Annotated in this window: 19 protein-coding genes; 1 reads left to right on the forward strand and 18 read right to left on the reverse strand. The window is 43.7% G+C overall.

The features are described from left to right. Positions 1-261: 261 nt before the first annotated feature. The 18 genes from BAU14_RS00500 to BAU14_RS00585 all read right to left on the reverse strand — a co-directional run bounded on the left by BAU14_RS00500 (position 262) and on the right by BAU14_RS00585 (position 19,549). Positions 262-2,481 carry a TraM recognition domain-containing protein gene (locus BAU14_RS00500; RefSeq protein ID WP_161898137.1) on the reverse strand — a complete coding sequence of 740 codons (2,220 nt, stop codon included), beginning with the start codon at positions 2,479-2,481 and terminating at the stop codon, positions 262-264. Between the two features lie 28 nt (positions 2,482-2,509). Continuing rightward, positions 2,510-4,948 (reverse strand): hypothetical protein, encoded by a 2,439-nt coding sequence (locus BAU14_RS00505; RefSeq protein ID WP_161898138.1) that lies wholly within the window; start codon positions 4,946-4,948, stop codon positions 2,510-2,512. Between the two features lie 12 nt (positions 4,949-4,960). Further along, entirely contained in the window at positions 4,961-5,335 is a 375-nt protein-coding gene (locus tag BAU14_RS00510; RefSeq protein ID WP_161898139.1) for a hypothetical protein, read from the reverse strand. Beyond that, complete coding sequence (locus tag BAU14_RS00515) at positions 5,332-5,550, reverse strand: hypothetical protein (RefSeq protein ID WP_161898140.1); 219 nt, start codon at positions 5,548-5,550, stop codon at positions 5,332-5,334. Before BAU14_RS00515 ends, BAU14_RS00510 begins: the two co-directional genes overlap by 4 nt. Positions 5,551-5,627: 77 nt before the next feature. Continuing rightward, positions 5,628-8,114 (reverse strand): ATP-binding protein, encoded by a 2,487-nt coding sequence (locus BAU14_RS00520; RefSeq protein ID WP_161898141.1) that lies wholly within the window; start codon positions 8,112-8,114, stop codon positions 5,628-5,630. Between the two features lie 143 nt (positions 8,115-8,257). Beyond that, complete coding sequence (locus BAU14_RS00525; RefSeq protein WP_161898142.1) at positions 8,258-8,824, reverse strand: hypothetical protein; 567 nt, start codon at positions 8,822-8,824, stop codon at positions 8,258-8,260. A gap of 26 nt (positions 8,825-8,850) precedes the next feature. Further along, positions 8,851-9,414 (reverse strand): hypothetical protein, encoded by a 564-nt coding sequence (locus BAU14_RS00530; RefSeq protein ID WP_161898143.1) that lies wholly within the window; start codon positions 9,412-9,414, stop codon positions 8,851-8,853. A gap of 140 nt (positions 9,415-9,554) precedes the next feature. Continuing rightward, the gene (locus BAU14_RS00535; RefSeq protein ID WP_161898144.1) at positions 9,555-10,049 is read right to left on the reverse strand and encodes a hypothetical protein; all 495 of its coding nucleotides are present in this window, start codon (positions 10,047-10,049) and stop codon (positions 9,555-9,557) included. Further along, positions 10,046-10,459: a TcpE family conjugal transfer membrane protein gene (locus BAU14_RS00540; RefSeq protein WP_237580378.1), complete on the reverse strand. Its 414-nt coding sequence runs from the start codon at positions 10,457-10,459 to the stop codon at positions 10,046-10,048. The genes BAU14_RS00535 and BAU14_RS00540 overlap by 4 nt, the downstream gene beginning before the upstream one ends. After that, a complete protein-coding gene (locus tag BAU14_RS00545) occupies positions 10,422-10,718 on the reverse strand; it encodes a hypothetical protein (RefSeq protein WP_237580379.1) in 297 nt (98 codons plus the stop codon). The genes BAU14_RS00540 and BAU14_RS00545 overlap by 38 nt, the downstream gene beginning before the upstream one ends. A 4-nt stretch (positions 10,719-10,722) precedes the next feature. Next, positions 10,723-11,739, reverse strand: coding sequence for a conjugal transfer protein (locus BAU14_RS00550; RefSeq protein WP_161898147.1), 1,017 nt, complete (start codon positions 11,737-11,739; stop codon positions 10,723-10,725). Continuing rightward, entirely contained in the window at positions 11,732-12,070 is a 339-nt protein-coding gene (locus BAU14_RS00555) for a hypothetical protein (RefSeq protein WP_420022068.1), read from the reverse strand. The genes BAU14_RS00550 and BAU14_RS00555 overlap by 8 nt, the downstream gene beginning before the upstream one ends. Positions 12,071-12,087: 17 nt before the next feature. Further along, the gene (locus tag BAU14_RS00560; RefSeq protein WP_161898148.1) at positions 12,088-12,666 is read right to left on the reverse strand and encodes an EF0163 family protein; all 579 of its coding nucleotides are present in this window, start codon (positions 12,664-12,666) and stop codon (positions 12,088-12,090) included. 6 nt (positions 12,667-12,672) lie between these two features. Beyond that, complete coding sequence (locus BAU14_RS00565; protein ID WP_161898149.1) at positions 12,673-13,839, reverse strand: glucosaminidase domain-containing protein; 1,167 nt, start codon at positions 13,837-13,839, stop codon at positions 12,673-12,675. Between the two features lie 20 nt (positions 13,840-13,859). Next, positions 13,860-16,157, reverse strand: coding sequence for an immunoglobulin-like domain-containing protein (locus BAU14_RS00570; RefSeq protein ID WP_161898150.1), 2,298 nt, complete (start codon positions 16,155-16,157; stop codon positions 13,860-13,862). Continuing rightward, positions 16,147-17,313, reverse strand: coding sequence for a hypothetical protein (locus tag BAU14_RS00575; protein ID WP_161898151.1), 1,167 nt, complete (start codon positions 17,311-17,313; stop codon positions 16,147-16,149). Before BAU14_RS00575 ends, BAU14_RS00570 begins: the two co-directional genes overlap by 11 nt. A 61-nt stretch (positions 17,314-17,374) precedes the next feature. Continuing rightward, positions 17,375-17,800 (reverse strand): hypothetical protein, encoded by a 426-nt coding sequence (locus BAU14_RS00580; protein WP_161898152.1) that lies wholly within the window; start codon positions 17,798-17,800, stop codon positions 17,375-17,377. Positions 17,801-17,926: 126 nt separating this feature from the next. After that, on the reverse strand, positions 17,927-19,549 hold the full coding sequence (locus BAU14_RS00585) for a VaFE repeat-containing surface-anchored protein (RefSeq protein WP_161898153.1): 1,623 nt from the start codon (positions 19,547-19,549) through the stop codon (positions 17,927-17,929). 123 nt (positions 19,550-19,672) lie between these two features. On the opposite strand from BAU14_RS00585, the gene BAU14_RS00590 reads away from it, so the two are divergent. Next, on the forward strand, positions 19,673-19,960 hold the full coding sequence (locus tag BAU14_RS00590; RefSeq protein WP_161898154.1) for a hypothetical protein: 288 nt from the start codon (positions 19,673-19,675) through the stop codon (positions 19,958-19,960). The last annotated feature ends 423 nt before the right edge of the window (positions 19,961-20,383 follow it).

A 20,383-nucleotide genomic window follows, 5' to 3' on the forward strand; every position in this document is an offset into this window, starting at 1 on the left:
AAAATGGTCAGGAATTTTACATGCGTAGAAAGCCTTTTATACCGGGCACACAGGACGGTTTTGCCTTTCCTATCTACTGTCGGTCATGATGTCGGTCATACTGTCGATCATACTGTTGGTCATACTGTCAGTCATAGTGTCATTTTCTTCATTATTTTTCTTACTTTTTTAATCAAATATTTTATCCAATTATCAATTGGAATCTATTCATTGATACATTTAAACACTCATTTTTTTCAATCTTTTTAGAGTGTATTGAACTCATTTTTTCTTTTCGTTTTCCTGTTTTTTTATCCAGTCACTCACACTTCGGATATAAACAGATTGCGTCGGGATCTCTTTTGACGAAGCTTTTCGCTCCACAATGTACTCCCCTTGTTTCAGTTTTCGTATTTTATTCGGGTGTACAATGAAGCGATCCACGTTTCGTTTTGTTCCCTTTTCACCTGTCCAATCTGATTTTCCAACGTCAGAATAACCTGCTTCTTGCTGCACAACGGAGGTCAATTCGATATCTTGATAGGTTCCCATTGATTTTGACCAATACTCGCGCTCAAGTGGACTATTTGTCTTTCCGACCATTAAGGTATTGACGTTCCCGACTAATTGCTCGTCGATTTGATCGCCAAGTTTCTTGATATCGGCCATCGTTTGAGGTGTAAAAATACCACACAAACCGACACCCCGTGTCTTGTTTACGGTATCAATGAAGGCCTCATTCAGATACGAAGCCGGTTCATCAAAGATGGCAAAGAAAGGTTTTTCTTCTCCCTGAATATACATTTCTGAAGCGTAATAATTAATATCATGGACAAGCATTTGTGCGAGAACCACAATAAATTCACTGTAAATTAACCCATTCAATGAGATATAAACGATCTCATTATTCTTCGCAATTTCACCGATATCCAACTCTTCTTCTGCGCCTTCTGGATCAAACAATCGACCGAGTTCACTATCTAAAAGCATGTTGATATTTGACTGTAAGGCTTCCGATGTCGCATATAAATAGAATGGATTTTCTTTGTGTTCATATCGGACAAACAACCGCTCAAATATTCTCAACTGTTGGGGAGTCAATAAATTTGAGTACCGTTTTACTAGCTGATAATAGCTATCTAGATCTATCGTCTTAGGATCTAATCGAATCCGTTCTGTCTCTGGTTGTTCCTCGAAAGATTCCATCCTTTTTCGTAGTTGCCGATCCATTCCTTCACGTTCTTTCTTTTGGGGCTCGGCAATTGAAGAAGTATCTTCTGTATCATCTGATAGTTCAATTGATTCCTTTTTCGGTCCTTTCCCCTTCTTATTTGAAGTTTTCGCAACCACTTCAATCACAAACATATCCGGCTTTTTCTTCCAGATTTCTTTAGCAAATAGATCCAATACTTTACGAGGCATCATGTATTTTTGCATCAAGAAAAGACTCCGTTTGAACCCAGTAACTTCACTAAACGTATCAATCAATTGAACCGTTCCGAGTAAAAGCAACTTCGCTGCGATGGTATAATACTCGCTTTCTGTTTTAGCTAAAGCGACTAATTTATTCTCGATAACAACTTCGTTCCCGTGCTTAATTGGGTTGTATTTCATATGACCGGTATCTGTAAAAACGCGTACCTTCCGGCCATAAAAACTCGCGATAGTTTCCATTTCAGTGAGGGTTGCGCGGGCACCTTTTCCATCAATCAAGACTAAAGGAATGTCAAATTTTGCCGCATGTTGAACAAATAATTGAATCAAAGTTGTTTTACCTGAGCCGGTTGTCCCTGGAATTAAAACGTGTTTATTTAACTCGCTCGTACACAGATAGTATGGTTTCCCAAACTCACTAGCACCTAACAAAATGCGTGAGCGTAACTCTAAAAGTTTCTCAACATCACCCTTCCGTTTTGCTTCTTGGTACGCGGCCTCTTCCTCTTCAGTAAATCGTTGCGACTCTTGAAAACTGTTCTTGCGTCGCTCTTCATAGTCCTTGGACTGAGTGACTTTTAGGCGCTCGTCTTCTTTTGAAACTACTCTTCGTTTGGAAACAAATGCAGAAAAGGCGATTAACGCTGCACCCATTCCACTACCGCCCATGACCAAAGCAAGGACCGTTTGGTAAGTAAATATGAGCGCAGTATCTAACAAATTCAGCGGAAATAGTAGGTAACAAGAGAAGTATCCCCTCGGAATAAGAAGGATAAAACATGCGATATTTACAATCGCGAAACCACCTGCCAGTGCCATAAAGAAAGAGCCCCCTCGTTTGAGGAAGCTCTTATAATTCATATCATCAATGTGCGCTGCTTGATCTTTTTTATCCAAACTCATCACAATTACAAGTGGAATTACACCAACAAAAAGGAAGGGATAGAGCACCACGCCGATCAATACTGCGACAGTTAAGAGGGTCTTGTACTTGTTCTGTTCTTTCTCTTTTTCTTTTTGATTCTGGTTCGAATTGTTGTACCAGCCGAACAAATTATTTTCTTGCACGGTGTATCAATTCCCCTTTCATTGAAGATTATTTCTTAGATTTGTCAGTCAAGTTTGACTGTTTTTCAGTTTGATTTCGAACGGCTTCCGGTCGAAAAACCGCAGATGAACGTCTTGCAGGTGAAGGCTCAGTCGGACGTTGGTTTTCCTTTGAAGCACGCTTAACGGAGACCGTTCGGCCATTTTTCTGAGTATTTCGTAGCCGTTCGGCCACCTGTGGATTTCCGCCTTGCCGATTGATTGCCGGCTGGATTGATGTTCCACTCGCCTGTGGTTTCATTGATTCGGGTACACGGACCGTACCTTTTCGAACCGTTGATTGCCGAGCTGGCCGTGCACTGACATTTCGTTGTTCAGCCTTTTGCGAGCGATCACCCGAAGGTGAGGAAGCTCGTGCTGGTGTGGATCGTTTATCACTTCTTGGCAATTGGCCGCGACGTTCGTTGCGGCGTTCCGTTCTGTTTGTTTCATCAGATTGCCCCGCAGACTGCTTGGCAGTAGTGTCACTCTTCTTGCCATTTGATGCCTCTTTCACGGATTCTCCACGCTTGCTGCTTCGTACTGAATTCGCTTTTTGCTGACGTTCCTTCGCTTCAGTAGTCGTTGAAGAGGACACCACAGCCTCATTCGATTCTGGAGACTTGGCATTCGATACCTGGTCTTTTTTAACTGAAGGTTGTCCCCGCTTAGTCGAACGCTTCGATTTAGTGCTACCCCCGTTTGGTGTCCGTTCCATACCAGTTACAGTTGACTGTTCAGCGTGATTTTGGTTCTTATTCTGGCCTGACGTTGCCGTATTTGCACCTGAACGAATACGATTCTTCTCTTGCTTGCCAGCATTTCGTCCCTGATTCTTATTCCCTGTTTGATCCTGCGTAGATTGTGATTGCCGTTTGGCGCTCTTCTTGTACTGCTCTTTTGAACCAGGCTTTTCTCGAAAATCGACAGTCGTTCGGCCGGACTTTTCGGCTTCTTTTTTCTTCCGTTCCATCTCGGCTTTTTTCCGTTCTGCCGTGTTTTTGCGGGATTGTCTTGCGGTTTTTGCTTGTTCCTGGTAAGCATTTCGCAACCTGCGTTCTGTCCCTACTGGGTTGACGGAGAACGAAGCCATATCGGATAACTTCACTTTCCCAAGCAACATACCACCCAGGAATTTTCGGAAAGTCCAGATCCCAAGCGGAGTCAGAAGATAAATTAGGATAGTTAGAATCTTTTGCCAAGGGTTATCGACCGCATTGCTTAGACTGAACCCTAATGACAAGAAAGTCGCAAAGAAAATCACAAGAAATCCAGTCATTGCCTTCAGCAACATGGTCATGCCGAAGCCTTTGAAGTAATTTACCGCAAGATTGTTTTCGATCAAAAATAGCCCGGCAAATAGCATGATTGGCAAAAGCGGCATTAAGAATAGCTGCATGACCGCAATCACTAACCGTAAGAAAGCAAGGACAAAATAGACAAGGGTTTGAATGAGATTCACGACAATATAAAAGATCCCGTAGAAGCAGTTTTGTAGGTTCGTAAAATACTGAATGGCCTTGTTACTCAGTTCGTCCGCTTCATATTTCATTGCCTCTTCATGAAGTTTTTCGTTCTCATTCGTGTCTACATCATTATCCAGCAACACTTGGATCCGATCATAACTAGCACCATCGAGTTCAATGTCTTTCTTACGAATCGTCTCCACGTTTGTTGTCCCATAGTTCATTAACAGGTACGGCTCGAACACATTGGTATAGAAAATTTGTGACGCAATCAAATCACCCGCATTTTTCATTCGTTCATTGACATCATAGTCTACTTCCACCTCACGACCATTTTCATCTCGAATCGTATGACTAGCAGCCATTGAATTTTCGTCACCAAAAACTGGATTAACTTTTACAAATTCAGTTTCAATCGCTCGATCAATATTGAATAGTTGGGCAAACAACGAATCATTTGAATCCGCATCACGACAAACGGCAAGGCCCGTAAAAATGACAATAGTCGTCAGTAAAATCTGGAATACCCGCTTGAAGTTTTGCTCTGCAAAAAACCTAAAGCCAATAACCAAAACGACAACGGTAATGCCAATGGTGCCCGCAATACTCGTCATATTCGTCGCAATGCTTGAAGTGAGTTTCTGCATTGGACCACGGATTGGCGTGATTACATCCATACTGAACAGAAACTTGACCATTTCTGTATTAAACTGGCCAAGTCCCTTCACGCCACCCCAGGTGAGATTTTTTAGTGTGCCCGACAGGTTCACAAAGGCTTCTTTGATCTTATTGCCAAAGAAGCCTTCGTCATAGTCTTTGGTCATGAGCTCAAAGGAATTGTCTTTGTACCGATCGTAAATTTCGTCTTTGTTGGTTGTCGGATCAGTAACTACCGGCTCTGCGGCCGCAAAGGCCGGCTGCGAATGACTCAGACCAAAGATACAAAAGAGCAAGAAGGCGACCAGGGCGAGCCTTTTCTTCATTCCGCATTCCTCCTATTTTTGAACATGCCTGGTCAACGTCGCTGTTTTATCCCCATTTTCCATTTGAACAGTGCCATCTTCCAAGACCTGAACGTTTGTAAAGGTGGCATTTTTTTGATCTCCGCTGAAGGTCAATAATTTGTTCTCTTCATCAAGAGTGTAGGTACCGGAATTAATCGGAGAGCTGGAATGGCTGGCTCCCCAGTCAAAGGTGTTGTTTTCGTAGAAGGTAAACGTTCCTGAACTGCCTAGCCCCTCAACGTCCCATACACCGCCTTCGGCTTGTAACGTGTCATTTAGCACGTGCTGTGAGCCGCACGCTGCAAAGATTGTCAAACTTGCAATGAGGAGTACCGTCACCCCAAGCCATCTTTTTACGATTTTCATGAATGTTCCTCCATTTCTTGTAAAAACGTCAGCTGCTTCTCGTTCTTTTGAATTTTTTTATCCCATTGTGTTCTGAGGGTATATTCCTGATCGATCCATTCGTGCAATAACATGGTTCGTGTCTTTTTTGAGCTTCGCAGAATGGCTTCTAATCGTTTGATATGTGGTGGATCTAACGTGGCCCAGAAACGCATATTTCCCTCTTTGATTGGCAACTTTTTCACCTCCTGTTACGTGCAACACTTTTAGAGAGAAAATAAAAAAGTGTTGCACCCACCGGTGAACACTCTGATTAATTTTTCCCTTCGATCGCTAAGGCTGCTTGTGTCGCCGCATCTTTTTGGTCGGTTGAAGAAATCGCAAGCATCCAACTATCAAACAGTACATCAATGGCGATCGCCTGATTCCGTCCTAAATGGTCTTGGAAAAGGCATGTCCCAGGTTTTAGTTTGTTGATTAATTCCATATTGGCCCGATTCTGTTCCATACCAAAAAATCGTAGGATTTTCCCTTGCGCTTCTTCCTGATTCGGCCGAAAAGCGAACTTGTACGAGAGGAGTTCCTTTTTGTCTTCCTGGTCATAGTCCATAAAGGCTTGGGTCACAAGATAGATGTCCGTCGCGTTCGCACGGCCTTTTCTAAGACTATCTTCAATCAGGTAACGTCCTTGGGACGTATCTTCAAACCCTTTGGCTTCATCGAAGATAATCGCGGCGTCCTCGTCCTTATTCGTGGAAAAAATATAGGTCATCTTCATGATGACTTCCATTATCGACATACCCGCAATTTGTTCATTGTTTAACCGGTGTGCGGCAATCTCTTCTTGGGTTGGAATTTGAAGACCTTGGGTACCCAAGACGTTGATTTGATTCTCAAAACGCAACGGCTCACTCTGGTCATTTCCAAGCAAGATTTTACCTAACCCGGTGTTGTATCCATTAATGAGTTTTGCCAATTCTTCATCTTTTTGCCGGATTTCCTCGATCACTTTCGTTAAATGTTTCTTCCCACGCCCATTAATGACTGTTTCAACCGAACTCAAAATCAGAGCTTTTTTATGGTTGGCCGTTGCCGGATCGGTATTCACCTCACCAAAATTTTCTAATACGGTTCGTGCAGTCTGAATCGCTTCCTCGCGAGGTAAAAACATCAACGGGTCTAACATTCCTCGGTAGCGTTCATTGCTGGATAGGGAAATGAAATTGATTCGGTGGTACAAGTCCACAAATTTCGGTTCATGGCTGTATTTTTCCAATGCACGTTTAAAAAACTTTTCGGTTTCATTTTTTGGATCGACGTAGAGGATTTTCTGACCAAGAAAAGTCAGCCACAGGAAGATATACTTCACTAATACCGATTTCCCTTGACCGGGTGGACCTGTGATTAGTGTATTCCCGTTGGTGTGTAAAGCCCCGGCAATCGCCCGCTTCGTCAGGTTTGGGTAGAACCAGACAATTTTATTGGATAAATTCAAGGCTTGGGTCCGGTCCTTGATATTTCGAATGGTAATGATTCTGCCTAGTGGAAAGCCCATATTGTTTCCTACTTGGCGAACGAGATCCAACCCGAAATCGGCAATAAAGCCCGTCGTCAAGACCTGTTCGTAACTTCGAAAACTTCGTTTTGTCCCAATTAGACACTGATCGAACAAGGTCAACTGATCCACCAATGGCCGGTAAATTTTCCAATCGGTCACTTCAAAATGAAAGTAAAAGTCCTTGATTCGTTCTTCCAGGGTTGCCAAATCCCCTGCCGCGATACAAAACGTCACGGTGGTTCGACAAAGGCGACGATCCTTTCGCTTCAACCGTTCGTTCAGCTCATTTAAACGCTCCTCACCAAACAAGATCACTTCATCTTCATTTAAGACTGCATCGACCGTCTGTTGATCCTTATCCTGTTCATAAATACGTTTTCGCATTTTGTAGACGTGCTTTTGATCTTTCTTTTCATGTTCGAAACGTACTTGGACATGGGTTTCAAAGGAAAACCGAATCATTTCTTGTGCCCGTTGAATAAAGGCGGAGCCAAACGAACTGCTAGGTAAATCAATGACAGATAGAAACGCGACATAATGGGTCTTATCCGCTTGTTCAATGGTTAGGTAGCCTTTGTGATTTTCAATGATTCCCTCGTTGATTTCTTCGGCCAGTAACTCACGTTGCGGCAGTCGTGTATTCGCACGATGGAAAAAGTAGTAAAAGATCCGTGCCATTTGCCGAGTTTCTAACCGTGAAATGAGTTTGTTATTTGCCAGGTCTTGAAACAGCTGTTGTTCTGCTCGTCGATAGCTAGATAGCAGTGTGGAACGAGGAATCCGTTGACCGGTCAACCGAAAAAGTTGTCGGGTACCAAAGTCTTTAACCAACTCAATATATTCCAAGGGATCTGCGACTTGAATCGGTGTCGATAATTTAACAAAGAGATAGGTTGTGTACTGATTCACCTGAATTTCTTCTTTCAGAATCTCTCCTGCTTGGTGAAAATAGAATTCACCGAGATCTGCGAAGCTTCCCTTTACGATCGTGTCGATGGTGTCTTCGATATGTTGATCCAAATCAAAATATTCCGGCACATTTACAAAATGGTAATCGTAGGAATCGTGTTCAAATAGCCCCTCACCGTCTTCGATGTATTCCCTGAAAAAATCCACCTTGTTTAAGGGCAGCTCTTTGCGATCAAGCTTGTAGCCTACCCAAACATCTTGCGTATCTGTAAAGAGAAAATTTTGGGTCATGGCTTCAATTGGAAAGGCCAGTTTTGGTTCTCTTTTTGCCATTCATTACTTGCCTCCTTTCATACAAAAAAACCTACTGATTTCAATATCAATAGGTTTCTGATCTATTTTCTAAAAATTGACTTGATTAATGTTAAAACAGTTTAGTTCTTAATTTCTTGAATTTTTCTGGACAATAAAAGAAATTAGAGCATATGGTTAAATAGGAGATTATCATGAACGTGATCGATAAGTTCACTTTCCAACTCAAACTGTCCTCTAAGAGTTAGAACATCTTCTATCGCTAGTGTTTTAAAATTCGAAATTTGTACGATAGGAAGAACGATAGGTTTGTCATAAATCGTTTGAAATATCACCAATCTAGAAGCTGAAGTCGTATCCAAAAGATCTAATAGAAGAGAGAAGCCCTCTGGACAGTGAATCGTTGCCGTTTCTACAACAAGTATTTGTAGCCGTACTTTTTCGTTTGCGCCCATCTCTGAGAAATAGGACCCTCCGGCCTTACGAAATTCACTAGTTGAAAGAAACTGACTTTCCTCAAATAGACGCTGCTCTCCAATTTCTAGAATATCAATTGTGCATTCAGGATGTTGTCCCAATAGTTCACTCAGAAAAGAGCGAAGTTTTCCTATATCTTTTGAGTAGTACTCGATCACATTCATTTCATGAACTTTTGGGAAACTAAGTTCCCTCAACGTTGCCTGATAGACGTCTTCGAACATATAAATTGAATTTTTCTTCATTTGAACCATTTGACCACCTCAATTTGTTCAACCCATTAGCTTAGGTACGTGAAACGAATCAACTGATAAAGCCTTTCGACCAAATAAGGATCAGTTTCTTGCCATTCTAACTGATTCCAAATATCCCATATGGATTGGTAAGCTATATGGGAAAAACTCAGTGCAGGTAAGATTCTTGCCCTGTTTTCAACTGTCAAAAACAACACGACCTTTGGGTGATTTCCCGTCGTAGCTAATGTCACTAACCGCTCAATCATTGCCAGGCTCATAGACTCGCTAAACTGCACTAAGAGAAGCTGACAATCTGACGTTTGAATCTGTCTTGACTGTTCCTGTACGGTCATTTCACATCTGAAAAGGTTGAAAGGTAAAAATTTGCTACGCTCAAATATCCGAGAGTCCCCAATTTCCAGAATATCCTTTTGATACTCTGGATAGGAGTTCACTAAGGCTCTGACTGCCTTCACCAATTGACTTGGATTCACTGAATGCCACTCAATTATGCTCATTTCATAAATGTGTGGTGGTTCAATCTTTCGCAACGTATTCAGATAGACATCTTTAACACCGTCTAACTCCTTTGTTTTCAATGGATACATTTTCTCTCACTTCCTTGGTCTTTTTCGAAATAGTCCTTTTCCCATTTGTACGTGGATATGCTACAAATAAAAAGACAGCGTTCAATATTTACATTCAATCTCGATTTTGGTTCAGAAAATCTAAAGAGAAGGAGTCGGTTTTACGTTTTCAAGAGCATGGTGAAAAACTGATCCCCTTGGTGTATTTCACTGAGCGGCATTAAGGGGGACTGGAAATTTGGCATTTTTGATAAGCAATGAAATGGCAACCAAAACCATTGCTCGTGTTGTTTGATAAAAACAGCAAGACGGTGTCCATTTTTTAATAGGTGGAAGCTAGTTGTCCCTATTTTTTCCGCAATTGCGATGGATTGATCTTCTGATTCTAGTAGCTGAGTAGAACACAACTCTTCTTCAAAATACAGATAGGAATTATCAGGAGAAGGACGTATTTGATGAAATACGTCCCTTTCTGTTTGATTTTCGCCATCCATTTCCCAGTATAGTAACCGTGAATGGGTGTGATTTCCCATCAGGTATTCTTTGATTTTTTCTTCCAGCTCTTCTTCTGCCATTAGTGTGAAATTTTCCAAGCTAAATTCTAAAGTGCTTACCAACTCAAAATAGGAGAGTAGAAAGGTATACTTATCAGTCATTTCACCCTCCTTGTCTGAATGCCCTGGTAGGTCATTTTCTTGTTCAGGTACTGCACAGGCATTTCATGTTCGAACCGCTCGTTTCGCTGACTGGCATAAACAACTCTGCCCATTAAATAGTCCACAAAATTCTTGTTGTCCCACTTTAGAGAGAAGAGTGTCCAAATGAGTACGCCTGATCCAGCAATAACTAACATCCAGTAGTTCATGAAGAGTGACGTCAAAAAATCGCTGTGAGTCACAAACCCAATGAACCAGATAATCCCCAGTAAGACGACGAACCCAAGCCCAATAAACAAGGTGTCGGCTCGGATTCCGTTCGGCGCAAAGGGGATTGCGATCCCTTTGACCGAGTAAAATTTGTGTGGTTGTTTAAATTCGTGCGTGTAGTTGTACTCCAATGACCTCACCTAACAATCTAAAATTTGTGATCAAGCCAGCATCAGAATCTAATTTGAAGATTTTGTCCTTGATCCAGGTGCCGACCTCAGTAGCACTTCCAAGCATCAAAATACAAGCGATTAAGACAAAAACACCGATCACTGTAATAATCGCTCGCCCAAATCCTTGTGTGGCTACACCGACTACAATCATTCCCAAAGCCACGATCGCAAGTAAAATAATGACCTGCGTTGAAAAATTGTCCCAAAGGGGCTTTAAATCAATCATGTTGTCACTCTCCATTCATTGATAATACATAGTAATTTTCTTCGGTTTGCTTGATTTCCAAGCTGAATTTTGACTTGATTGTGCTCTGCTTTTCAAATTGAAACAGATAGGTGCCTTGAACAAAATAGTTCCCATTTTCCAGTTTCATAAAGACGGTGGAATTGACTTGTTGGACCGTTGCTCCACCGATTCCACTGACAGCTGCGATCAATTCCAACTTGTCGTCATTTGCGCCGTAAAGGTCAAAGAATCGATTGACAAATTCTGTAAGTTTATCCTCTTCCTGAGTAGAAACAGAGGTTCCTTTCGGAATAAAACGATTTTTATCATAAGTCACTGGGTTTGTAGCGTCGCGTTTTTCCAAATTTACAACAGCTGGCAGATCAATCAGCTTCAAATCGTTGTCTTGATAAGACACCGGCAAAACAACCGACAAATCATTCATTTGATCGGCTTCTGTATACGAAACTTTGTAGAAAAGGCGGTACGTCCTTTCAGATTCACTCAAGGTTTCCATCTTAATAAAACTAACGGCACTCACAGTCCGGTCAATTTTTCCGTTGTTTAGTTCCAGTTGGCTGACATTTAGACCTGGCGCAAGATACCCTTTCACCTCTGTTTCCCATGCCTGCCGTTCTTCGTCTGTTTTGCCTGCCGTGTAAAGAGTTTTTGCGAGCTCTTCGCCTTCATAATGCAGCTGATCGGTTTCAATTAACCGGGTATTAATTTTTAACACGAGGTCTTCTTGATTCACTTGCTTACTCATGGCCATGTCTGTTAAATGATCGACGCGACCGAAGGTCATGAGGACGATTACACACATGATGACAAACAAGAAAAAGAACAGAACCGAAAAAATACTTTGGGCGGTCCGCGGCGCAAACCGCAACGTCCGAGTATTTGAAAGATCCACCTTCTCCTTGTTCGAAAAAAAAGAAGCCCGCTTTTTCTTGGACTTCTTCGCAGCTTTCTTTGTTGTCTGAACGGCTTGCGGATTAAATACCGGCTTCTTTTCAGCCATTTCCGAAAATCCCGTAGCGCTGGATTAAACCAGTTGGCACTTTATCCGAGACAACCACTTCATTGACGACGACACCCGCACCTTCAAGAAAGGCCAGTGCTTCCTTATAGGCTGGTTTTGCGGTCTTCAGGTTGCGATTAATCTCTTCATAGAACAGTTGCGCCCCCGCTTGGTATTTTTTATTGTGCACCCGCCATAAAACGAATAGTGCGGTTTGTACGGCTGGGCGCTGATAATCAAAAGTTTCAGCAATCTTTAGCTGCGAATTAGATGCCGACGTTCCTTGATTTGCATAGTTTTCTTGATTTGTATAGCTTTCTTGATCTTCCAATGTTTCTGCTCCTTTCATTAGTAAGCTTGTTGGACGTAGTTTAAGACGATTTCATCGATTTTGAACGACCCGTCAACTTCAACTACCTTCAGCTGAAGCAATACCTGGCGGTGAATCGTCTCGCGTACCACATCATTGCCAAACAACAGGTAGGTGTCCGTTTGATCCACGTCTTGTGTAACAAGCGTGAACTTCCCTTCTCCCTTAAATTCGGCATGTGGATCTGCCGCAAGGCCATTGTCTTTCACTGCTTTTTCCGTACATAATTCCACGACAGACGCGTTTCGTTTGCCAATGGAAGAATAGTTCAGCCAGCGCTTCCCAAATTCACCAATGAGCGCTAGAATGGCTTCTTTCCGTTCGGCGGCGGCTTGTTCCCGTTCAGAATCCCTCGATGTTTCAGTAGAAGAAGCCGTCGATGGGAATTCTTCACTGCTCGATTCAGTTGTTGGATCCGATTGAATCGTTGATTGAACGGTACTTTCTGTGGATTGAGTGGCTGTCCGTGTTGGCGGCTCTCTTGTTGTGAAATAGAAGAAAGCACCAATGCCGATAACGCAGATGCAAAATAGGCCGATTTGAAGGTTCCTTTTCACTAAAAATCACTTCACTTTCCGGATAATCGCATAGATCGAATCGTCGTAATAGCGAGTATAGGACGCACAGATTTGTCCTTGTTCAGAATTCTGTTCGTAGGTGTCATAGGCCCCCATTTTCCCAATAGAAGCAATGATCCCGGTGTGCCCATATTCACTGCGGCTGTGTGTAGAGAACGGTTTCCAGTTGATAATATCCCCAGCCTTCAGGTCGGCGTATTTTGGACTGTTTATCACCTTCCAGCCGTGCGCTGCCCAATCATAGGCATTCCCGATTTGATACGCACTGGTGCCATCTGTGCCGGGAATCATGTCGATTTTATCTGTCACGCCAGCTCCCAAACTTGGACCACCCATCAAATGCGAATAGAGCGCCGTCAAGGCGTAACACTGTCCATTGCCGATGCGTTGCCCAATATACCCATTTAGGACTTTCGGATTTCCCGCTCCAGGTAAATTCGGAACTGAAGGCCCGTCATCAACCCCAGGTAATTTGGGAGAAAAACTACCCCATTTCTTGATTGCCATGTCGTCATATTCCGTGAGCTTATTCCTAGAAATGATATCCATCGCTGCTTTGAAGTATTCACTGTCTTCGTCAATCCCAGCAGCCGCATACCCTCCACGTCCTAAAATCAGTAAACTTTCTGAGGGGCTTTGGTTGCCCACAGAGGCGTTGAAATTGCTTTGAGAGGCAACCATATAGCCATAGTAGGAGAAGCACGTAATAGGGTCGGGAAAGGCCATATAATTACCGCCTTCGGAGCCATTTATCCCCCGCTGCATACCTTTCGGAAAGGGGCAGCCATCAAAATAGGTGATCCCAAAAAAGTTCAGGTCTTTGGTAGCTGGGCCAGATTTTCCCCAGGCGCTTTCATACGCCCATTGGCTCAAAATAACTGAAGGCAACAGCTTGTATTTAATCGCTGTCCCAACCGCCATTTGAACCACCGCATCCGGGAAATCCCCGCGTCCTTTGATCGTTTTATCCAAAGGTAGGTCTTTGGTGAAGGTACCGTTATACGCTTCACCTTCGCCAAAATCGACGCTGATATTTGTGCCAGTGCTACCCATCGCCGCACCCATTAGCGCAATCAGCAATACCAGAAAAAAAACGGCGAGGATTGGCATAAAAAAGGCACCCAAGCTTAATAGGATTTTCTTTTTCGTCATGTTGGGTTTCACTCACTCTCCTATTTCCCAGTGATATAGCTAAGTCCTTTTGCAGTCTCCGCTGACAGGATTCGATAGGACACGGTTCCTTTGCCTTTGTTAACGACGTTTCCTTCTGAAATTAGAATAGAACCGTCTTCATTGACTGCTTCAACGAATGCCACATGCCCGTATAATGGGTTCGATCCCAACTGGCCCCCAGGAATTGAAACGGCGGTTCCTACCGTTGGCGTACTGATCACAGTGTAGCCCAGGGCTTTGCCTGTTTCGCCCCACTGACCACCGTTCCCCATGTGATCATCTACGGTCATACCCAGTTGGGCCATGCGGTTGAACACGTACCAGGTACATTGTCCGAAGGGATAAGATCCGGAAGTATTACGCTCCACACCATCATAGGCTGGGTAAGTGAGTTTCCCTTGGTAGACTGCTGGTACCTCCGTCAGAATAGCGGAATCCGCAGCTACACCCGGAAATGCTGGTGCGGGTGCCGGCGTTTTTTCTTTCACTGTCACCGTCACCACGGCTGGAATGCTCTCTTTTCCGTGGGAATCTTTCACCATGTAGTGAATTTCGTAACTGCCAGCGGTGTTGAAGTCCACGTCGCCAACAACAGAAATCGCTTCTGGTGAAAGATCACCGTCTTCAGTATCTGTGGCCGTAATTCCGTCCTTCAGATCCAAAGATTGGCCGACTTCCGTCTCCAGGTCTTTTGCACCATGGATTACTGGCGCGTCATTGATCACATTGATTTTGCCTTTCACTTCTGATTGCTTGCCATGGGAATCCGTCGCAGTGATCTGAATTTCATAGGTTCCTTCAGCCGTTGTTTGGACGGCATTCAAGTCCTCCAAAGAGAATTCAGGCATGATTTTCTCGCCTTTGCGATCGTCTTCCCGGTCGGTCACCTTGACAGAATCCCGATAAGTTGTCTGGTCGAACGGTTGACCAACATGCAGCGTCAATTCTGGTGCGGTGATAACTGGGGCCTCATTGGTTACTTTGACATAGATTGTTTTGTCAGTTGCGGCCTTTCCGTCACGGTCTTTTACATTGCCAATCACGACTTTGTAGGTTCCTTCTTTGTTGCTGTTGACGTGATTTTCCAAAATGTTGGCAGCTGTCAGCTTGATTGGCTTATTGTCGCGGTCGTCTTCCCGATCGGTCACTTTGATATGATCTAAGATTTCAAACGGCTGATCGATTTCCCATTCCATATCTTTTGCATGGATAGTAGGTGCTTCATTGGTGACCGTGAAAGTAAGCGCGAGAGTCTCTGATGCAGCGCCCTTCGAATCGACGACATCATAGTTGACTGTGTATGTTCCCTCCTTGTCCACGTTGAGATTGGAAGTGACTTGCACTTTTTTGAGTAAGTCACCATCTTCGGGATCGCTTGCCAACACATAATCCACCAGATTTACATCCTGGTGAATTGAAAGGGCCACGGTATCATCTTTTGCGAGAAGTAGCGGCCGTTCATTGACCGTCACAAAAAGTGTCGCAAACGCCGTATTCCCGAAACGATTCGTGACAGAAATATAAATCGGATTTGTCCCAGGCTTTAACTCATACGGGGCAATTGTCACGACTGGTTTAGACCCGTCAGCGTCTAATACGGTGAAGTACGCGTGGGGATCAAAAGAATCACCAGCTGTGATTGTCACCATTGATTCCGGCATAGAAATCACCGGAGTTGTTTCTGGATCAACAACAGGTGGGATTGGATCCGGATCTGGCGTAGGCGTCGGTGTCGGTGTTGGCACCGGATCAGGTGTAGGAGTTGGCGTTGGTTTTGGCAGATCTGGTAACGTTGGCCGCAAGTCTTGACCGTTCGAATTTTTATTTTGTTGATTGGCTGCATTTTCCTTTTCTTGATCCTTAATCGCATTAGCAATGGTGAGTATCTCGTTCGGTCGTAGCGAGTTAGACCCGCTGTTGCTAGAAATCACGCTCGTACTGGACGAGGGATTTCTTACGCCGAATTGTTGCAAAACGGATTCACCGGTATCTTTCGACTTAGATTCTGAAACTGTAAAGCCAGAAGTGCTTTCTTTGTCCTTTTCCTTTTTTTTAATGGTACTTTCGACAATCGATTCCGTGCTAGAAATGGTCGTCTCACGATCCATCGTAGATGAAATAGCAGGTGTTTCTGCCTGCTTTTTCCCCTGTGGATCGCCAGTTTGACCGTTTACCAAAATGATTCCCCCAGCGGCCAGCAGTACAGCGCCACAAATTAATAAATAGCTTTGCCATTTTTTATAGAAGGGCTTTTTTGATTTAGATTCATCAGATCGGGTTGGTTCGTTATTCTCCACTGTCTAAAAACTCCTTTCCTAATCCGGCGAGACGGTCCTGCCAGATTTTCTTGTTCTCGTTGTCCTTTTTCTTGGAATACAGTTCAATCATTTCCTGACATGTTTTCCCGACGTCGATTAATTCTTTGACGTCCGAATCGCTAATTTTTTTCTGAATACGCTCGGCTTCCTTGAAGTCAGCCTTTTGAATCGCTTTGATGGCCGCAACTTTCCAACCTCTTTGAATCTCTTCGGTCAATTTGTCACTTTTTAGCGTTTTATTCAGAATTTCTGCCTCTTCCATTTGGCCCAACTGTACATAGGCATACACCAGCATGGCTTGTCGTTCCGGGGTCAACTGTGGATCATTCAGCGTAATCACTTGTTTCCAATCCTCGTTGTGAAAGGCAAGATCGAACGTGCCTTCAGGTGTTGGGTGTCGTTCATTAAATTTTTCTAGGTCGTCAAACCGTTGGTTTTGCGTCAACAGATTCGCAATCAACGCAAGCTGTTCCGGAAACTGATCGCCTACTTTGACCGGATCTTCCGTTTCTATCGCCTTAGCGATTTGTTTATCCACCGGCTCGTCAGAGGTGGTGGCTTCTGTTGTGGAAACGTAAGTACCGGCTTTCGCTTCCGCACTAGCGAAATGTTTAATGACAAAATAACCGCCAGTTACAAAACCCAGCAATACGAGGAGTGTCAGGGGAATGACAACTGACAGCTTGGATCTTTTTTCTCGAGGCCTTTTAAGCTTTTCATGAAGTTCACTAGGTGGCTCCTCAGAAGGGAGGAATTCAGCCGGTTCTTCATCTAAACTGGACTCCGTTTCTTTTCCGTTGATACGATAGCGTTTTGGCAATGCACGATTGAATTGCTTCAGAAATAATTTAACGTCTTTTTCTTCTGCTTCACTGCTCGTTGTTACTGGAGCAACCAATGCTTTGACCAAATCAACTTCATCGATAGGTAAAGCGAGGGTTGCTTCCAATGTCGGTATTTCTTGTGCTGCGTCATTAAAAATCAGATAATCCACCAGTGCGCTGTCATTTAGAAAAAGTAATTCCTGATTGCTCCGTACCAACGCCTCAATCCCCTTTTCTAATAACAATCGCTTCTCGATGGGTAATTGGATCTCTGACGCAAAATCCGAATCCATAGAAAATGAAATATACATGTCGCCCCTCCTTTACTTCGAATATTGGTCTGGTGTCTGTTCAATCGCCATTTTCCAAAGATTACTTCCGCTTCGACGAGAAGCGATTCGATTCAGCTTTTGCTTTATGCAGACTGTATAGATCCGCACGACTCACTGGATAATTCGTATCTACCACAAACGTAAACGGGTGTTGGCGCACAATCGGCAGTAACCCTTTTAGGGCCGCGGTTCGCTGGCTATCAATGTGGATCAGAATACTTTCTTCGACACCTAAGGCATCGAGTGGCGCAAGTTTAACCTGCGTCTTGAATTTTGTTTGCGTGATGAGCGTGATCTCGGTGACCTCATAAATTGTTTTCCGGTTGATTACCCCGTTGGCAATCAGTTCGGCCACCCGATTTTCAGTCAGGTGGATACTCCGTAACTGGGATACATTCGGCCCAAAGGATAAATGCACCCCTTCGTCAACGGTCAACGCTAGTTTCATTGGTTTTGTCTCTTCCATACGGCGACCCTTTCTTCTTGTTTGGATTTCACGTACAATAAAAACGATCACGCCGCAGGCGCGAACCAGACGGTGTGATCGTATTTGGTAGGGGTAGTCTTGGTGATTTCCGTCACCGAGGCTGCCTTATTTTGTTGCTTTTTTCCTTTGGATTACCAGGTATCCAGCAATCAGCAAAATTCCAACTCCCATCAATGTCAGCGGCAGCGTATTTCCTTCGCCAAGTTTAGGCAGAATCCCTGCTTTTGGTGTCGTAGGTGCTGGTGCTTTCGTTGGATACAAGGTTTGCGATTTCTCCTTCAGATCGTCGTTGTGACGCCCGTTTTCTTTGCCTTCGCCGTCATAGTGAATTTCCTTGAACGTAAATACCGTGCCTTCAGGATATTTGCTGGTATCTACTTCTTTGGTCACAACCGTTTTGACGAATTCTTTTTCATCGGCGGTGTAATCGATCCGGTCAGATTTCCAGATCTCTTGTGATTTTCCGTCTGGAGTGACTGCATACAAAATTGTTTCAAAGGATTGCTTTTGACCTTTGACCAAGCTGTTCGTGATTTTCACATCGTCGTACATTTTCAGCACGTCTCCGTGGGTAAAGGTTTGTTGGCCTTTGCCGTCATGGGCTTTGGTCATAATATCGACGATATTTTGTTCCGAATCCACCGTGACCGTTTGGGTCTTAGAGTCTAAGTCGGTGTCAAATGCCACGGCAGCTTCACCGGCTTTGAACGCTTCTTTGCTGGCAAACAAACGGTTGAAGACAACCAAAGTTTTACCTTCCAGATCTTTGGTGTCAATCGTGTGTTCCAAGTACCAGTTGCCTTCCACAAACTTGTTGGAAACTTCCTGTTCTTGCGTAGAAAGAATCACTGGTGTGGCCTTTTCGTCTTTGGCTTGCGCAGCTTTTGTCGCATCAACATCAATCACATCAGCCACCAAGTACCAATCTTTTACTTCGTCCAACTTGTAGGCAACTTTATCTTTAATGACTTGTTTTCCTTCCGCAGTGGTATTCTTCGCCCCATTCGCCCATGTTGCATCAGAACCAATCGCATAGTGCAGTTCTTTTTCTTCATCAACCGTGACTTTTTGGGTTTCAGAATCCAGGTCTGCGTCAACAGCAACTGGGGTTTCTTGTGCATCGTAGGCGTCTTTTGACGCGTACAGATAGTTGTAAACCACCAATGTTTTCTTCGCAAATTTCGCAGTATCAATGGTGTGAGTCATTGTCCATGACCCAGTTTGCAGTTTGTTTTGGACTTCTTTTTCTTGCGTGGAAATGACCACCGCTTCAGCGGCTTCGTCGTTTTCGATTGCCGCTTTGGTTGCGTCAACGTCAACTACTTTAGAGATCAGGTACCATGATTTTCCAGCTTCCGCCAGATCATAGGTTACTTTGTCTTGTAGCTTCGTTTCGCCAGCTGCGGGTGTTTGTTTTTGACCGTTTGCCCATGTCGCATCAGAAGCAATGGCGTTGGTGCCCGCTTCTTTGTCGTACAACATAAGATTATTTAGAGATACGGTAAAGGCTTCATTTGTCAGTTCACTATAAGGAACAGTAATTGTTTTGACCGCATGATCCTTGCCTTCTTCAGTAATGGTGAAAACATAGTCGCTTTGTGCGTAGTCTTCTTCATTTTCATTGAATTTGACGTTAATCATCAATGGTGTAATCAGTTCGAAGCCTTCTGGCGCTTTGGTTTCTTCAAATTTGTATAGCAATAGGTAAGACTTTGAAATCATCGCCATCTTTTCCCCTGCTTCACACCGTACGTGCGACTTTCACCGCATACGGCGTTCCATCTTCTTTCTCATTGTTTTTTAGTGTGAATCTACTACACTTAATTTAGCTCACGTAAAGGAGGTGATTTTATGCTTCCAGATCCAAATACACTTGCATCAATGGATATTTTAGATCGGATGGTAGCTGGTGAAAAAGCACTACTGATTGGCCTCATTTTGCTTTTCCTAGGCTTTTTCTTACTAAAATATCTATTGCCAAAAGCAATAAACTATTTGAATGGTTGGTCTGTTGCAGGTAGCGGTCTCGGATTACTGAGTGGTATTTCCGGATTCGTGATCCTCTCTGTGTACTCCAGTATCATTCTCACCAGTCTTATACTTGGTGCAATCGTAGTTTTTGTTTTAGCAAATGCGTAGCAATGAGGCACCCCTTTGGGGGTGCTTTTTTGAAGACTTGAGCCTGTTCCTCCCGCTCCATTACAGAACGTTCATCGGTCGTGGCTCTGCTTTCCCTGCTATAAAGTGAGGTTATGACTTCCCTCACAACGCTTCACAGACTGTGCCATCTCCACGTTAGCAGCTTCCAACGTTCAATTGATTCTATCAGTTCTTGTGGTAGGTGCTGACTATGCCCCTCTATCTACTACGGAGCCTGTAACTCCGTGAGGATTTTTGTAGCGATTATTCCGACTCATCCTTGAGATAGGTAACCTGAAGTTACACTTGCATTTCTACAAGTCAATTGTTAAAGGGACGTACATTCATCAGTTCGTCAGTCCAATGGACATTCTCACCTTGACAAGCTTTTTTTGACTCCCGGCATATCAGATACGGACCTTA

Source organism: Candidatus Enterococcus leclercqii (assembly GCF_009933135.1).
Classification (GTDB): Bacteria; Bacillota; Bacilli; order Lactobacillales; family Enterococcaceae; genus Enterococcus_C; species Enterococcus_C leclercqii.

Excerpts from the sequence above, each read along its gene's own strand:
- BAU14_RS00505 (WP_161898138.1), bottom strand. The coding sequence starts at position 4,948 with ATGAAGAAAAGGCTCGCCCTGGTCGCCTTCTTGCTCTTTTGTATCTTT.
- BAU14_RS00510 (WP_161898139.1), bottom strand. The coding sequence starts at position 5,335 with ATGAAAATCGTAAAAAGATGGCTTGGGGTGACGGTACTCCTCATTGCA.
- BAU14_RS00520 (WP_161898141.1), bottom strand. The coding sequence starts at position 8,114 with ATGGCAAAAAGAGAACCAAAACTGGCCTTTCCAATTGAAGCCATGACC.
- BAU14_RS00525 (WP_161898142.1), bottom strand. The coding sequence starts at position 8,824 with ATGGTTCAAATGAAGAAAAATTCAATTTATATGTTCGAAGACGTCTAT.
- BAU14_RS00530 (WP_161898143.1), bottom strand. The coding sequence starts at position 9,414 with ATGTATCCATTGAAAACAAAGGAGTTAGACGGTGTTAAAGATGTCTAT.
- BAU14_RS00535 (WP_161898144.1), bottom strand. The coding sequence starts at position 10,049 with ATGACTGATAAGTATACCTTTCTACTCTCCTATTTTGAGTTGGTAAGC.
- BAU14_RS00545 (WP_237580379.1), bottom strand. The coding sequence starts at position 10,718 with ATGATTGATTTAAAGCCCCTTTGGGACAATTTTTCAACGCAGGTCATT.
- BAU14_RS00550 (WP_161898147.1), bottom strand. The coding sequence starts at position 11,739 with ATGGCTGAAAAGAAGCCGGTATTTAATCCGCAAGCCGTTCAGACAACA.
- BAU14_RS00565 (WP_161898149.1), bottom strand. The coding sequence starts at position 13,839 with ATGACGAAAAAGAAAATCCTATTAAGCTTGGGTGCCTTTTTTATGCCA.
- BAU14_RS00575 (WP_161898151.1), bottom strand. The coding sequence starts at position 17,313 with ATGTATATTTCATTTTCTATGGATTCGGATTTTGCGTCAGAGATCCAA.
- BAU14_RS00580 (WP_161898152.1), bottom strand. The coding sequence starts at position 17,800 with ATGGAAGAGACAAAACCAATGAAACTAGCGTTGACCGTTGACGAAGGG.
- BAU14_RS00585 (WP_161898153.1), bottom strand. The coding sequence starts at position 19,549 with ATGGCGATGATTTCAAAGTCTTACCTATTGCTATACAAATTTGAAGAA.
- BAU14_RS00590 (WP_161898154.1), top strand. The coding sequence starts at position 19,673 with ATGCTTCCAGATCCAAATACACTTGCATCAATGGATATTTTAGATCGG.